Origin of the sequence: Pseudomonas sp. S3E12 (assembly GCF_001702295.1) — a bacterium.
Lineage (GTDB): Bacteria > Pseudomonadota > Gammaproteobacteria > Pseudomonadales > Pseudomonadaceae > Aquipseudomonas > Aquipseudomonas marginalis.
Map to the genome: position 1 here is coordinate 429,299 of NZ_MBDT01000032.1, position 13,777 is coordinate 443,075.

The 13,777-nt window shown below is 60.4% G+C and carries 10 protein-coding genes; 2 read left to right on the forward strand and 8 right to left on the reverse strand.

Going from position 1 to position 13,777, the window contains the following annotated elements:
- Positions 1 to 92: 92 nt before the first annotated feature.
- The 6 genes from BB029_RS26245 to BB029_RS26270 form a co-directional block, all read right to left on the reverse strand.
- Positions 93 to 1,178, reverse strand: a complete 1,086-nt coding sequence (locus BB029_RS26245) for an LLM class flavin-dependent oxidoreductase (RefSeq protein WP_065941401.1) — start codon at positions 1,176 to 1,178, stop codon at positions 93 to 95.
- A 19-nt stretch (positions 1,179 to 1,197) separates the two neighbouring features.
- Positions 1,198 to 3,759 carry a TonB-dependent receptor plug domain-containing protein gene (locus tag BB029_RS26250; protein ID WP_065941402.1) on the reverse strand — a complete coding sequence of 854 codons (2,562 nt, stop codon included), beginning with the start codon at positions 3,757 to 3,759 and terminating at the stop codon, positions 1,198 to 1,200.
- Positions 3,760 to 3,878: 119 nt separating this feature from the next.
- Positions 3,879 to 5,435 carry an ABC transporter substrate-binding protein gene (locus BB029_RS26255; protein ID WP_065941403.1) on the reverse strand — a complete coding sequence of 519 codons (1,557 nt, stop codon included), beginning with the start codon at positions 5,433 to 5,435 and terminating at the stop codon, positions 3,879 to 3,881.
- A gap of 4 nt (positions 5,436 to 5,439) precedes the next feature.
- On the reverse strand, positions 5,440 to 6,645 hold the full coding sequence (locus tag BB029_RS26260) for an LLM class flavin-dependent oxidoreductase (RefSeq protein ID WP_065941404.1): 1,206 nt from the start codon (positions 6,643 to 6,645) through the stop codon (positions 5,440 to 5,442).
- A gap of 13 nt (positions 6,646 to 6,658) precedes the next feature.
- Entirely contained in the window at positions 6,659 to 7,885 is a 1,227-nt protein-coding gene (locus tag BB029_RS26265) for a S9 family peptidase (RefSeq protein ID WP_065941405.1), read from the reverse strand.
- 14 nt (positions 7,886 to 7,899) lie between these two features.
- Positions 7,900 to 8,976 (reverse strand): ABC transporter substrate-binding protein, encoded by a 1,077-nt coding sequence (locus BB029_RS26270; RefSeq protein ID WP_065941406.1) that lies wholly within the window; start codon positions 8,974 to 8,976, stop codon positions 7,900 to 7,902.
- 345 nt (positions 8,977 to 9,321) lie between these two features.
- Here BB029_RS26270 and BB029_RS26275 point away from each other — a divergent pair, with 345 nt between their 5' ends.
- Both BB029_RS26275 and BB029_RS26280 read left to right on the forward strand, forming a co-directional pair.
- Entirely contained in the window at positions 9,322 to 10,389 is a 1,068-nt protein-coding gene (locus BB029_RS26275) for a sigma-54-dependent Fis family transcriptional regulator (protein WP_065941407.1), read from the forward strand.
- 187 nt (positions 10,390 to 10,576) lie between these two features.
- On the forward strand, positions 10,577 to 11,656 hold the full coding sequence (locus tag BB029_RS26280) for a sigma-54-dependent Fis family transcriptional regulator (RefSeq protein WP_065941408.1): 1,080 nt from the start codon (positions 10,577 to 10,579) through the stop codon (positions 11,654 to 11,656).
- A 7-nt stretch (positions 11,657 to 11,663) separates the two neighbouring features.
- Here BB029_RS26280 and BB029_RS26285 read toward each other — a convergent pair whose 3' ends face one another.
- Together BB029_RS26285 and BB029_RS26290 are read right to left on the reverse strand one after the other, a co-directional pair.
- Complete coding sequence (locus tag BB029_RS26285; protein ID WP_065941409.1) at positions 11,664 to 12,800, reverse strand: LLM class flavin-dependent oxidoreductase; 1,137 nt, start codon at positions 12,798 to 12,800, stop codon at positions 11,664 to 11,666.
- Entirely contained in the window at positions 12,793 to 13,770 is a 978-nt protein-coding gene (locus BB029_RS26290) for an LLM class flavin-dependent oxidoreductase (RefSeq protein WP_065941410.1), read from the reverse strand. Before BB029_RS26290 ends, BB029_RS26285 begins: the two co-directional genes overlap by 8 nt.
- Positions 13,771 to 13,777 lie beyond the last annotated feature (7 nt).

The window sequence follows — 13,777 nt, forward strand, 5'->3', positions numbered from 1 at the left end:
CTCCGCTGCACAGTGATCGCCGGCAAGCAGGCCCCTACAGGTACACAAACCCCTTGAAGGAACCGGCTTGCCGGCGATGGCTTCAGCCGTCGTTAAGCAATTTTCGCCTTGCGCCGCAACGCCTCTTCACGCACTGCGGGGATAATCCACCGCCCATAATCCACGGTGTCGTACAGCGGGTCATAACCGCGATTCAAGAACGTGGTAACGCCCAGGTCCACATAATCCAGCAGTGCCTGCGCCACCGTTTCCGGGGTACCCACCAGCGCGGTGGTATCGCCATAAGCGCCCACTGCTGTCGCCGTCGGCATCCATAGCGCGCGATCATGACGATCACCCAACGCCGCCGCCGCTAACAGACGTTCGGAGCCGGTGCCCTTGAGCCGCTTCTGCCACGGACTGCCCGCCGCAAACTGTGGATTGGCCTTGATCTGCTCCAGGATCTGCTCGGCGCGTTGCCAGGCTAATTCCTCTGTTGCCCCCAAAATCAGCCGCACCGACAAACTGACCCGTGGCGCTTCAACACCCGCTGTTAATGCTGCCGCCTTCAGCTTGGCAATTTGCTCAGCCACGCCGCTTAATGGCTCGCCCCACAGCGCATACAGGTCCGCATGCTTCACCGCGATCTGATAGGCAATGTCGGAAGAGCCGCCAAACGAGATTGGAATATGCGGCTGTTGCAACGGTTTGACCGGTGAAAACGCACCCTTGATGTTGAAGTACTCACCTTCGAAATCGAACGGCTCTTCGGCCGTCCAGGTGCGTCGCACAATCTCCAGATATTCATCGGTGCGCCTGTAGCGTTCGGTCTTGTCCAGCAGAAAGTCGCCTTCCTGTGGCTCGGCGGTAATGCCGGTAATCGCGTGCAAGCGAATGCGCCCGCCGCCAGTGGTATGGTCCAGCGTGGCAAACGAGCGGGCAGCGACGGTCGGCGCGGTGAGGCCGGGGCGATGGGCGATCATGAAGCCCAATCGCTCAGTGTGCGCCGCCGCATACGCGGCAATTTGCAGGCTGTCGGCACTGCCGGGGCCGCTGGCGATCAGCACACGGTCGAAGCCTGCATGCTCATGGGCGCGGGCATGGTGACGGATAAAGTCGAGGTCGAAATCCGGGCTGCGAACGCCACGGGTTTCGGACCACTGGCGAGGGAAAATCATGCCGACAAATTCGATAGACATAACGTGCTCCTGGTGCGGATCAGAATTGATAGTCGACCTGGGCCAACAAGGTGCGGCCAGGCATGGGTTGCAAAAAAGTGTTGGTGGAACCGGCCAGTCCGCTGACGAAGTTCAGTTCATTGGTCAGGTTGAGCACCCGTAACGTGGTGCTCCATTGCGGTTGGCGGTAGTACACGGCGAGATCGAGATTGTATTCGTTCGGGATCTTTACGGTCTTGCTGAGGTTCAGGTACCAACTGCTGGTCCACCAGCCTGAAAGTTCGGCGCCAAAGCCTGAGTCGAAGCGGTAGTCGACATACCCGCTGGCGGTGTATTCAGGAATCTGCACCGCGTCGAAACGCCCGGACGGCCGCTGGTTGAGGCTATTGTTATCGCCGAACACTGTGCCGTTGTCGGGAATGAACCCCGCTGAGGCAAATCCGGCCTGGGAGGTGAACTCGTTATAGGCGTTGAGCTTGGACAGGTTCAGACCGCTGCGAAGGTGGTCGTCCGGTTGATAGCGCACGGTGGCTTCCACACCCTTGATCATCAGCCGCGCGATGTTGTTATTGCTGTCAGGTGCCTGGTCGCGGGCTTGCTTGAACGCCGCCAACGTCATGAACAGCTGGTTAGGCACTGCTTCGACCTTTACCCCGACTTCATGCAGCACGCTCAAGCTCTGGAACGCCAGCGGGTTGAGCTGGTTGGCGCCACTGCCGCTGCCCCAGCCAAGGCCGTTGGAAAAGAACCCGGTGTTGACCGCCAACGAGCGGTCGAAGGTGTAGTACAGCGTGGTGTTTTCAGTCGGTTTTACATACGGGCTGACCTGGAAAGCAAACAGCCGGTAATTGTCGCTGTCCTTGCGCCGGTTGCCACCGGCGAGTACGAACGGGTTGTCGATCTCGGCCTCGATCCAGCTGCGGCTGGCGCCAATATTCAAGCCGAAATACTCGCCGTACTTGAGGTTGTGCTGGCTGAACAGGGTTTTGGTGGTCCAGGTGCTTTCAGCGGTGTAGGGCGCCACCGATTCGGCGTACAGGCCGTGCCCAGCTGCATACATGGGCGGCAGGTTGAGCCAGCCGTAGTAATTGGAGTATTGCGGCACGCCGGGTTGTCCGATCCACGCGCCGTTGCCGCCGGCCGGGTTGCTGGCGTCGAGGCCGAGCAAGTCGCCGGGGTTTTTACCGGAAGGGTTCTGGGTCAGGTCATAGGCATTGATGGTCGAGCCAAAGCTGTTGTTCGCAGCAATCGACTGGTTGAATTCGCGGCGGTAGATCAGCCCGGTGTTGCTGTCATCGCGCAGGGTCCAGCCGCCCAGCTGGGTCTCGTTGCGCGAGCGGAACTCGAAGCGGTTATCGAAAATGTTGTCTTTCGATTGCACTTGGAATGCGCCCACGGCATCGGTGATGTCCTTGGAGCGTTCATAAAAAGTGCTGTTGGCTACGGTGATAGTCGGCGACAAGTCGGCCTCGATACGCAGTTGCGTGGTAAAGCGCCGCGAGCTGCTTTCGTCCTCTTTGCGCTGCCCGGTCTGTGATGACAGCGACTGCTCGCCATTGCCCGCCAGCGTCGGGTCATACACCCAGCCACGCAGGCTGCCGGGGTTGGTCTGGGTATTCGGTGAGGCGGTCTGGAAGCTGCCGTCGACCACACTGTATTGGCCCTGGGCGTTGCGTTGGCGTTTTACCCAACCGAGTGTTGGCGCATCGGCGGCGCCCGAAGCCAGCACCGGCGACCACAGGGTACTGCCGTTCTGGATAATCGGCGTGGCGCGCCCGGCGTAGTATTTGCCGTTGTCCACCAGGTCCTGGGTAGCGCGGTTCCAGCCGTGGGTGATGTTGTAGTCGTAGTAATTGTCGTAGCTGGCGTTCCAGTCGACGCGCACGTTGTCGTTGCGCCAGGCCAACGCGCCATAGAAGGCGTCAAAATTGTTCTCGACATTGTCATAGAAGTCCTCCTGGCGCTGCTTGGTGATGCTCATGCGGTAGGCCAGGTTGTCACTCAGAGGCCCGGTGTTGTCGATGCTGAATTTGTTGGAACTGCGTGAGGTGCCGTCTGGAACCCACGAACCCAGCTCGCCGCTGAGTTTGGTCTTGAACGCGTTGAAGTCGGGTTTCTTGCTCAGGTAGTTGACGTAGCCGCCGCTGCCGGATACCGAGCCGTAGGTCACCGAGGACGGGCCGGCAACGATGTCCGCACCTTCATAGGCGTTGAAGTTGGCGGGGTGGCGCACGGCGTAACCACGCTGGCCGTCCTGGAAAATCTCCGAACCCTGGCCACGAAACTGCGGTGCGATACCCGCGTTTTGCCCGCCGCCCCGAGTGATGCCGGGCGCATATTTGACCAGGTCGTCGGCGCTATGGATCGCGCCGCTCGCCAATTGCTCGGCGTTGATTTGCACCACGGAGCGCGGCGTGTCCAGCACTTTGGTTTCCGTGCCACCGTACACTGAGGTCGGCGGGCGGGTGGGCAGTGCGTCGTCATCCGACTCGCTGGCACTTGCCTGCACGGTCACGGTTTGCAGTTGGGTATCGGTGGCAAAAGCCTGCAGCGGCAGGGTGACTGCCAGCAGCAGGGGAAAACGCAAGGCGATAGCGTGCATGGCAGAAATGACTCCTGTCGAAAATGGGTATCAATGTGATGCCTCGTAGGCGCCCGGTTGATCGGCAAGGCTTGGGGGCCTTATCGCCGGCAAGTCGGGCTCCTGCGGGGAATGAGGTGTCAGGCCGTGTCTTTGAGCCAGAGCTTCTCGAAGCGCCAGGTGCTGAACAGCGACTGTTCTGCCTGGGCCCCACCGACGCGCGTGGAAAAGCTGTCCAGCAGGTCGGCATACCCCCAGATCAACATGCCGCCGCGTTCGTACTGGATCTGCTGCACCTGATGCACCAGAACCTTGCGTTTTTCCAGGTCGGGCTGGGCCATGGCGGCGAGGAACAGTTCGCTGAATTGCGCGTCGTTGAAGTGGGTCTTGTTGGATACTGCAAAGGGAGCGTCGGTGTGGATTGCACTGGCGAGGAACGGTGCACCGATGCTGCCCCCGGTGCTCAGGGTCCAATCGTTTTTCAGTGGGCCCTGGAAAGTGGCGAGGTCTACTTGCTTGACCTTAAGGGTGACGCCGATGCGCTTGGCCTGCTCAGCCAGCACTAATGCTGAACTCAGGCCTGGACCCGGGGTGGTGATCAGTTCCACCTCGAGGTTTTCCTGGCCGGCGTCCTTGAGCAGTTGTGCGGCGCGCTGAGGGGCATACGGTCGCGGGCCAAGGCTGTGGTTGAAGGTGGGGTCGCTGGGCGCATACAAATCATTGGCCACTCGGCCCTGGCCATTTAGCGCGCGACGGACCAGTTCTTCGCGGTCGGCCAGCAAGCGAAATGCCTCGCGCACCCGCGGGTCGTTGAAGGGCGGCTTGTCCAGATTCATATCGAAGGACAGCCAGTTGCCGGTCACCGATTTGATGACCTTCAACCGTGGGTCCTTCTCCAGGATCGGCAGCTGTTCGGTGGGCATCGAGTTGGCCATGTCGATCTGCCCGGCGCGCAGTGCGGCGAGGCGTGAGACCTGATCCTTGAAATCGATGATTTCCAGCTCGTCGGCGTACGGCTTACCTTCCTTGTAGTAATTCTCGAAACGCGTGAACAGGGAGCGCTGGCCGGGGGTGAAGCTTTTCAGTTTGTAGGGGCCGGCGCCCACCGGATTGGTGACCGGGTGGTAATCCACCGGCACGATACCGCCGAAGTTGACCCAGGTTTCGGCCAGCGGCATATAGCTGCGGCCGTCGCGAAAGTTCAGGCGCACGGTGCGGTTGTCGAGTTTGACCAGGTTGTCGCGGTCTACCCAGTGCAACAGTGCCGCATACGGCGAGGCCAGTTGCGGATCGGTGAGACGGCGGATAGAGAACATCAGGTCGTCGGCGTCAATGGTCTTACCGTTGTGGAACTCCAGGCCCGGACGCAAGCGCAGGGTCCAGGTGCTGGCATCCGCGTTGGGCTCGGCGAACTCGGCGAGTGCCAAGCGCGGCTGCATTTGCTCATCCCACTCCCACAACTTGCTATAGAGCGCAAAGCCACGAACGATGCCGCTGCCCACCGGTTTATGCGCGTCCAGATTGCCGCTCTGGTTGCCATCGAGAATCCCCAGGCGCAGGCGGCCGCCGTAGCGTGGCTGGTCGCTGCCGGCGGCGGCAGCCGGTGCGTCATTCGGGCCGCAACCCGCCAGCAGCAGTGCGCCACCGGCGGTCGCGCTGTAGCCGAGAAAGTCTCGACGGCTCAGCAGTAAGGTCATGGTTTCAGGCTCCGCCGTTGGCCGAGTGCAGTTCGCGCACCGGCTCCAGCGGGCGGCTCAACACTGAACGTTCGCTGCGAAAGTGCGGCAGGATATGCTCGCCGAGTCGGTAGGCTTCTTCCAGGTGCGGATAGCCGGCGAGGAAGAACAGGTCGATGCCGAGGTTGTTGTATTCGCGAATTCGCGCCACCACGTTTTCATAACTGCCAACCAGCGCGCAGCCCGGTGGGATGCCGATATAGCCGAAGCCAGCCCACACGTTCGGGTGGATAAAAAAGTCTTCGAAACCCTGCGCCTCGTTTTTCTCGGCAAAACCATGCTCGTAGCTCAGTTTGCGTGCGGTGCGCAGCCCGGCGTGGGCGGCCACGGCCTTGACCGCGCCACGGGCGATGCCTTCGTCGAAGAAACGCTTGGCTTCAGTGCGTGCCAGTTCATCGGTTTCGCGGGTGATCACATCAATCGAGAGGCCAAAGCGAATATCGGTGCGCCCCCATTTCAACGCACGTTGGCGCAGGTCGGCGATCAGTGCGGTGATTTCATCCGGGTGCTCGGCACGCATCAAGTAGAAATCCGCGTGCTTGGCGGCGAACTCCCGTGCAGCGATGGATGAGCCAGCCGTGCAGATAAGCGGCAACTGCGCCTTTTTCAGCGGCGCGCGCAAGCCCCCACCGTCGGCCTTGTAGAACTTGCCATCGTAGTGAAATGACTCGTTGTGCCAATAGCCCTTGACCACGTCCATGAATTCGGTGGCGCGCTCGTAGCGTGCATCGTGGTCGCTGTAGTCGCCGACCTGGCGCTGGATCGCGTCCGAGCCACCGTTGATGATGTTCCATACCAGGCGGTTGCCGGTGGCGCGTTGGTAGGTCGCCGCCTGCTGCACGGCCACCCATGGGGTGTAGTGGTAGGGCTGGAACGCGGTGACGAATTGCAGGGTACGAGTTTCGCGGGCCAGCAGCGAGCACACCGTCCACGGCTCTTCGCCGCTGGGCGCGTTGACCATCAACACACCGCCGAACTTATTGATCTCGGCGGCCTTGGCGATCTGGCCCAGGTAGTCGATGTAAGTGAAGTGGTCGCCCACGCTGAACCCGGACACAGCCCCGGTGCTGTCGGGACCGCCCCGATGCCAGTCGCCACGGTTACGCGGGTCGCCCGGCAGGAACTGGGTTTCGCCGTGCAGCGGCAGGCGAGTAAAAAATTCGATGCTCATGCAAGCCTCCTGCTTACTGCGCGGTTGGGGCGCAGACTGGGGTGATCGGCTGGTCATTGATGACTTTGTGGGCGAATGGGATCGAGTCCTTGAGCGAGGCATTGACCGTCGCGCTGTGGCCCAGGCCTTTGTACAGGTGGCCCTCGACTACGGAACCGGCGTTGCAGGCGTCCTGCATCAGCTTGACCTGGGTCGCGGCGGCTGGGGTGACGTCTTCGGCACCGGTACCGATGAACACCGGTTTGGACGTTTTCAGGGTGGGGTAGGCGACTTGCGCGAGCCACGGCGCGAGCTGTTTGCCTTTGTAATCTTTCTTGGTGTTGGCAATGCTCAGGCCCAGGCCCTCCACGTCGCCTTCTAGAGCGAACAGACAGCTAGTGCGAGCCTGTTCGAAGATGGGCAGCGCCTTGTCGGTGTAGAAGTCCGCCGGGTTGATGCTCGGGTCGTATTGCTGGGCGGCGAGCAAGGTGTAGAAGCCGTAGGCCAGGGTCGGGTCGACTTTATTGCGCACTTCCTCGCTGGGATTTTTCGCGTAGTCGAGGGTGTAGATCACGCCGGTGCCGATGCTGCCCTTGACGCCAAGGTCCGGGGCGTAAGTGGCGGCATAGGCCGCTGCGGCAAACGCGCCGGCCCCGCCTTGGGACTGGCCGACGATCAATACCTTGTCAGCCAACCCAGGTACGCCTGCAACTACGGCCTTGGCGGCGTCGAGGATGCCGTAGGCGGCCATGCGGCTGTTCAGCAACGGGTGGCCGCCGGGTACGCCGAGCCCTTGGTAGTCGGTGGCGACCACCGCAAACCCTTCTGCCAGCCAGCGGTTGAGGTACGCCACATCGCGGTAGGAGCGACCTTGCCAGGACGGTGCACACACATCTGCGACGCCGACTGTGCCATGGCCCCAGCTTGCGACCGGCCAACCGCCGGCCGGCGGTGTGCCCTTGGGCAGGAACAACGCGCCGGAAACCACGACTGGGGTTTTATTATCGATGCCATCGGTGGAGGTGTAGAGGATGCGTTGGGCGCTGGCGGCGTTTGCCAGGCTGATGGTCTTGTCCAGCGGTTCGCTGCGCAACAGCTTGCCCGGAATGGCCGGAATGGCTTTTTCCCAGGTGTAGAACGCCGAGACGCGGCCATCACCTTGCAGTGGGTCCGGTTTTGGGGCGTATACGTCAGCGGCGAATGCGCTCATGGACAAGGCCAGTACGCTGAGACCGAAGGCGAAAGAATGCGGCAGTTTCATTATCAATTTCCCTATCAAGGATTGGTGCTGACCTGGCCACGCAGGGCCGGCCAGTAGTCAGTGAGTTTCAGGTCGATCAAAGCCTGGTTGGTAAAGCCGGTAGCCAGTGACGGGCCGATGTCATAGGTGTCGCGAATCAGGTGGTTGGCCAGGGCGTAGGTGGTGAGGGCCTGATAGTGGGCCTTGAGTTGCGCATCGCTTTTCGGCGCCCAGCGCTCCTTCCAGGCCACCGGGTCGTTTTGGTCGTCGCGACGCAGCACGCTTTCAGCGGTACCGGCGCGAGAGGACAGCTGGTAATAGGCGTCCTGGTTTTGCGGTTGAGAAATCCACCACGCTGCCTTGACCCAGGCGGTCGCCAGCAATTGGGTGATGTCTGGATGCTGCTGCACGAAAGAATCGGTGCCCCATAGGTCGGAGATCAGGCGCCAGTCATTGTTGCCCTGTTTGGTCGACCAGATGATCTTGCCCACGCCCTTGTCTTCCAGGGCATAGGCCTCGCTGAGCAACACGGCTGCATCGACCTTGCCGGCAGACACCGCTGCCGCGCCGACCTGCGGGTTGAGGTTGGCGATCTTGAAGTCATCGAGCTTCAGCCCCTTGCTGGCGAGGAAGTTGCTGAATGCGAACTCCCAAGGCCGGCCACGGTGCAGGGCCAGGCGCTTGCCCTTGAGGTCTTCGATGGTCTTGGCGCTGGAGCCTTCGGGCACCACCAGGTAAATGTTGTTACCACTGCCGCCGGGCACGATCAGCTTGCCCGGCACACCGCCGGCGCCGGCGATCACTGAGGGCAGGTCTCCGCGTACGGCGAAGTCCAGGCTGTTGTTGCTGAACCCTTCGTTGATCTGCGGGCCAGCGCCGGCGTGGGGTAGGGCGATCCATTCGAGTTTCACCCCGCGCTCGCGCAGTTGGGCCTCCAGCCAACCTTCTTCGATCACGCGGCCGGCAATCCCGCCAAACACTGGCTTGCCACCTTGCGTGTAGGCCACGATAGCGATTTTTACCGAGGCCGGGGCAGCCGACTCGGCGAGCGCCGCGCTGCTTGCCAGTAGGCCGAACAGAGCGATGAGGCTTCTGTGCCAGAAATTTCTCATGAGGTTTCTCCCTACCTGAATTCAAAACCCTTTGTAGGCGCGTGCTTGCCGGCTCCTACAGGGGATCGTGTTGGGAGGGAGAGAGCAGATTGTATGCCAGCTGCCGAAAAAATCGCTCTAGGCCGCGTGCTGTATGGGCTGCAGTGTCTGAGGCAGCAACGGCCTGCCTGATCTGCTGCTGGTGGACGAGCACGTGGGTGCTGGCCGGTTGCTGCTCCAGCAGCAGTGGTAGGTCATGTTGTCTGCATATGCGATATGGGAATATATAAATATTAATTTATAATTAAATGGTCTAGAAAACTTCATGCACTATTGAGTACGCGCTTTTACTGCCAGGAACGCACCATGTCGCTGATCACCCACCCCAATCCTCGCGAATTGACCAAGTCGGTGCGTGCTACCGTGCTGGTCTTCAAGGACCCGCGCTCTCAGGAATTACTGTCACGTATCGAACGCCTGGCGCCCAGCGAAGCCAATACCTTGATCATTGGCGAGACCGGGACCGGCAAGGAACTGGTCGCACGACATATCCATCATCTGAGCCGTCGCGGACGTGAACCTTTCGTGGCGGTGAACTGCGGCGCGTTTGCCGAGACCCTCGTGGAAAGCGAATTGTTCGGCCACGAGAAAGGCGCGTTCACCGGCGCTACCACCCAGAAGGCCGGTTGGTTTGAAGCCGCCAACGGCGGCACGCTGTTTCTCGATGAGATCGGTGATCTGCCGTTGAACATGCAGGTGAAGTTACTGCGCGTTTTGCAGGAGCGCGAAGTGGTGCGCCTGGGCTCGCGGACACCGATCCCGATCAATGTGCGGCTGGTGGCCGCCACTAACGTTAACCTTGCCGATGCCGTCGTTGCAGGTAACTTCCGCGAAGACTTGTTCTACCGTCTGCACGTCGCCACCATTCGACTGCCGCCTCTGCGCGAGCGGCCGGGCGATATCCTGCCCCTGGCGGAATTTTTTCTCGAAGAGCACTGCCAGCGACTGGGGTACAACCGCGCCACGTTGAGCATCGATGCTGAGCGAAAGCTGTTGGAACATAGCTGGCCGGGCAATATCCGCGAGCTCGAAAATGCCATTCACCACGCCTTGCTGGTGTGCCGCAACCAGTTGGTGCAGCCGCCGGATCTTCATCTGGTGGACATGCGATCCTCGGGTATTCGCCAGGAAGAGGCTACCCATACTCCAGCCGCCCTCAGCGGTCCCGTGGACTTGGAAACGGCCCTCAATGCGTTATTCGAACAAAATATTCCCGACCTTTACGAGCATATTGAAGAGACGATCTTTCGTGCTGCTTACCGATACTGCCATGGCAACCAATTGCAGACTGGGCGCCTGCTCAATATCAGTCGCAACATTGTCAGGGCACGACTGGAAAAGATTGGTGAGTTGGGAGCGTCAGCGAGAATTTAACTGATCTATCCGCAACTAAAGCAATGGTTGTTTTTGATCGTTCATGCGAGTAGGCGATTGGTTGTACCTGACGCCTCAGTCGCTATGGTGCAAGGTTATATCCTCATGTTTTTTTAATATTTATTGTTATATGGCGCAAGCAGTAAAGTACTGTTAATTCCTTCATGGCCGCCATTGGAAATTGTCTATGAACATCCCGCGCGGACACCCCAGCCCGATTTTGACATTGCCTCAGGGCGATAAAGATCCTCTTTCAATCCGAGCGAAAGCGCTGGTATTTGCCGACCCCCGGTCTCGGCAGTTGCTGGAGTATCTGCAGCGGGTGGCGCCCAGTGACGCGCCAGTGTTGATCAATGGAGAGACGGGCACCGGTAAGGAGTTGGTGGCGCGCTACATCCATTCGAGCAGTGGCCGCACTGGCGCTTTTATTGCGGTCAATTGCGGTGCGATCAGTGAGACCCTGGCTGAAAGCGAGTTTTTTGGCCATGAGGCCGGTTCGTTTTCCGGAGCTGTCGGTCGGCGAGCCGGCTGGTTCGAGGAGGCAGATGGAGGGACACTGTTTCTCGATGAGATTGGTGATCTGCCGCTGCCTTTGCAAGTTAAATTGCTGCGTGTCCTACAGGAACAGGAAGTGGTTCGGGTCGGCTCGCGCAAACCGATCAAGATCAACATCCGATTGGTGACGGCTACCAACGTCAATTTGGAACAGGCCATTGAAGCCGGCAATTTTCGGCTCGATCTGTTCTATCGAATAAACGTCGCCCAAGTGGAAGTTCTGCCGTTAAGGGCACGTCCCTTGGACATTCTGCCGTTGGTGGAACACTTCAGGAAACTCTACAGCGCCCGCCTTAAAATCAATGAGCCTATGCTGTCGGAGTCGGCTACTCAGGCGCTGCTCGATTATCCCTGGCCGGGGAATATCCGAGAGCTCGAGAACGTTGTTCACCTGGCTCTATTAGTGGCCGGCGACAGACCGGTCCGCCCCGAGCACTTGAAGTTCTCGGCAGGCCTCAGTGCATTGCAGGGCGCAAGTTCCAGCGGGGTGCAAAAGCTTCCTCAGGACGTGCTTCGCGAACAGTTTTTGCGATTGTTCGATGTGCCAGGTGATTCGCTCTTGCATGATATTGAGGCGTTGATGGTGCGCGAGGCTTTTGCCTATTGCGGCTTCAACCAGCTGCGCACTGCAGACCTGCTGGGCATTACCCGCAACGCCATGCGCACCTTGCTGGTCAATCACGGCATGCTCAAAGGCCGGGCAAAACCCTGACCTGCGTTCAACCTTGTTTGACCTGGCTGGGGGCATTTCCGATACGGCGTAGCTGAGGCAGCAACTGCTCGCCAAGATGAATCGCTTCCTCCAAATGGGGGAAACCCGACAGAATAAAACTGTCCACCCCCAACTGGTGATACTCCTCGATTCGCTCTGCCACCTGCGCATAACTGCCGACCAACGCTGTTCCTGCGCCGCCGCGTACCAAGCCTACACCGGCCCAAAGATTAGCTGACACCTCAAGTTCCCGAGCGCCGCGCCCACGGCCCTGCATCAACTGCGTCTGCCTGCTTTGCCCCACCGACTCATACGCCGCCATCTGCCGTTGTGCATGGTCAATGGTATCCGTCGGGATTTCTTCCAACAGCCGTTCCACGTGGGCCCACGCCGCGTCGTCAGTGACAGCGGCGAACACGTGCAGACGCAGACCGAAGCGCAGCGTACGGCCTTGGGCGGCAGCCAGGTCACGCATGCGTTGGATGCGTTCGGCGATCATCACCGGCGGTTCGCACCACATCAGATAAGTTTGCCCATGGGCCGCACCGACACGCTCGGCGGCTTCGGAGGCGCCGCCAAAGTAAATCGGCGGCACTCGTGCGCCCGGCGCAATCGGCGTTTGAATGCCGCTGCGGTAGTAACGTCCCTGATGCGCAGGCGGTTGGGCTGCCCATACGGCCTGGAACACCTGCAAAAACTCTGCAGTGCGTGCGTAACGCTCATCGTGTTCGAGAAAATCCCCGAGGGAACGCTGTTCAAAACGGCTGGAGCCCGTCACCACATGCAACGCCAGGCGGTTCTCGCTGAGCAGTTGCAACGTCGCTGCGCGGTGGGCGGTATAGGCTGGCAGCTCGGTGCCCGGTCGCAGCGTCAGGAGGAATTTCAGGCGGCGCACCTCCTGGGCCAGCACCGCAGTGATTAACCACGGGTCTTCAAACCCGGCAGCGGTGGGCACCATGATGCCGTCGAAACCGGCCTGCTCGGTGGCGCGCACAATCTGGCGCAGGTAGTCCAGCGTCGGTGCACGCTCGCCTTGCTGGAACAACCCGACCTTTGGCAAGCCGCTGCTGGTGAGGTGACGGCCATCGCCATTGGTGGGTAAAAACCAGTCCAGTTGGATCGGTGGGCGTACATCATCAGTCATGGTGCAGGCGCTCCTTGCGCAAACCCTGTTGGAAAAGCAACGGTAAAACCTGTTCGCCAAAGCGCAGTACTTCGCTGACTGACGGCCCGCCCTCCAGGATCAGGTGATTCAAGCCAATTCCGTGCAGTTCTTGCAGGCGTGTGGCGACTTGTTGCGGGGTGCCCACCAGGATCAGCGGTTGGCCGGCTTCCCGTTGCAGCAGGTTGGGATGCACTTCCCACTGGCGTAGCGGGTGGCGTGCTCGGGGCAGGGTGGCCAGGGGTTCCTCGGGCAATTGAGGAACCGATAATAAAGTGGCGGCGGTCTCCCAGGCGAGGTCTTCGCTGTCGCCGAGGATCAAGCCAAACGTGCAGGCAAAGTCGAGCGTAGGTTGGACCTGCCGCCAGCGCTGTATCTCCTGGGCCAGTCGTAATGGGTGGCCAGGCGCTAACAGGCAGGTCCGCGCATGTGCCGCCACCAACGCATGGCTCTGGGTGTCGTCCAGTAGCAACGATGGGGCGGGTATTTCGCGGCGGGTGAAGCCGGCGTTCTCCAGTTGGAAATAACGGCCCTGATAGTCGAACCCTTCGGTGTTGGACGCCAGCAGGTGTTGCAGCAGTTCCAGATATTCGCCAATGCGTTCGCTGCGTTGGTCGCGGTTGAGCCACTCCCCAAAGGCACTGTGTTCGCTATTGGGTAAATGTAGCCGTACACGGTGGCCGCTGATCGACTGCAGGCTTTGCAGGGTAGTGGCCAACGCGGCTGGCAGCATCACTTCCGGCGGCACACTCACCGACAACTGCACGTTGCGTGTATGCGCGCACAAGGCTGCCGCCACGCCCAGGCTGTCGGCACATAACGCGCCGCCGGGAATCCAAAGGCCATCGAGCCCGGCGTATTCCACAGCCTGGGCCAATTGAACCCATTGTCCCGGCCGCGCCGCCCAGTCAGGGGTACACAGGGGCATCAACCAACTGAATTCCAGGGGCATGCATAAG